Raw genomic sequence first — 1,490 nt, 5'->3', positions numbered from 1 at the left:
GCTGTTCAAATTCGCCTTGCCGGCATGGGACCCCATCGCTGTCATCACAGGAAGCAGTACGTGGGAGGGGAACTGCTCGCAGTGATGAATCGTGTTCCGAGCCACTACCCATTCAGTTTCGTCCCAGTTGTTACCTCCCGTATTCAGGTTGCGGTCGAACCGCGGGAAGGCCGAACTAGTGATTTCCAGGCGAATTTGATGGCCGGCCGGAAACCAATTACTTGTGGCGTCGAGATCAATCTCGATTTTGCATATAACGCTCGGTTCCATGAAAACAGCCCGATCAAAGCCCTCGCGATAGCGGACGCGCAGTATCCCGTCCACCACGTCAATCGCACGGCCATCGGGATGTACGTCCAACAGTCTGGCCACGAAGTCCGTGTCCGGGGCCGAAGAAGAGACGAAGAGGACCGCCCGGACAAATCCGGTAACCTCCATGCCCTCTGTGAGGGGCGGTGAAGTGAAGCAGAGGACGTCTGGACGAAGCTGGACGTCCTGGTAATCGCGGGGTCCTATAGTAGTTCCACTTGACTTCCCGCCGTCCATCCCCAAGAACGGCGCCGGATCCCCAGGGTCGTAGGTAAACGTGTCAGCCGGCTCGTCGGCACTCGGAGGCTCTACATCAAGAGTCCCGTCGCCTAGACGGGTCGCGGCATTCCCGCCGCTGCGGAGGAACCAGTGCTGCAGTTCCACACCAAGAGGGGGCCATTCTGACGCGGCACGCCACTCGTTGCGACCCATCACGTAGTACTGGACGCGGGGCATTCCCTCGATCCGGTCGGGCTTGTCGTTCAGCCAGCAGTCGAACCAGTCCAGGTAGATCTGCCAGCAATCCAGGCGCGCGTCGCCCAGCTCGCGCTCGCCGATAACCGTCGGGGCTTTGAGACTCTCGGTGCCACAATGCGTGGCTGGCGACAGAATGATATGTTGGTGATCGCGTGCCGCCGGGCTCAATCCGCGAGCACTAAAAACGCGCTGCTGGTGAAGCGCGTCGGCAGCCCCCACGTCGTACCACGAGTTCACGAACAGGGCTGGGACGTCGATGGTCGAGTCCTCGCTAAGCATCCCATTCCGATCCCCCCAGGGATCGCCTGGGTCACGCGAGACCCAGTCCTCCCAGTCAGTCGGCGGTCCCCCAAGGCTCTTAAGCATGTTGACGAGCGGCAGCGACGCGAAAGCCCGCTGATACTCCTCATCGCTTTTCGGTTGCACTCGGGACCGGTCCTTCGCTGCGGTTTGGTGGAACCAGGGGACAAACGCGGCAACCTCCACCGCACCGCCGAGACGGAGATCCCCGTTGCGATATCGCCCTCCGGCAGAGCCGTTCGCGCCGCCCGATCCCTGCGCAATTGCGCATCGGTGGGCTGGATGGCACAACTGCGCCAGCAAAACCTGCGCGATACCAAGCGCCGAGCACCCATATGTGCCCACGCGTCCATTCGACCATGGCTGCTGCGAAATCCAGGACAGCGTGTCATAACCGTCGTCCC

1 protein-coding gene is annotated in these 1,490 nt (G+C 61.4%); it reads right to left on the bottom strand.

What is annotated here, in order from left to right:
- The coding region (locus FJV77_RS32140; RefSeq protein ID WP_140671269.1) for a CocE/NonD family hydrolase at positions 1-1,490 on the bottom strand (1,490 nt) is incomplete at both ends.

Source organism: Mesorhizobium sp. WSM4306, assembly GCF_007003975.1.
Classification (GTDB): domain Bacteria; phylum Pseudomonadota; class Alphaproteobacteria; order Rhizobiales; family Rhizobiaceae; genus Mesorhizobium.
The sequence above is the reverse complement of the archived record's forward strand: the minus strand, read 5'-3'. Positions and strand labels throughout refer to the sequence as shown.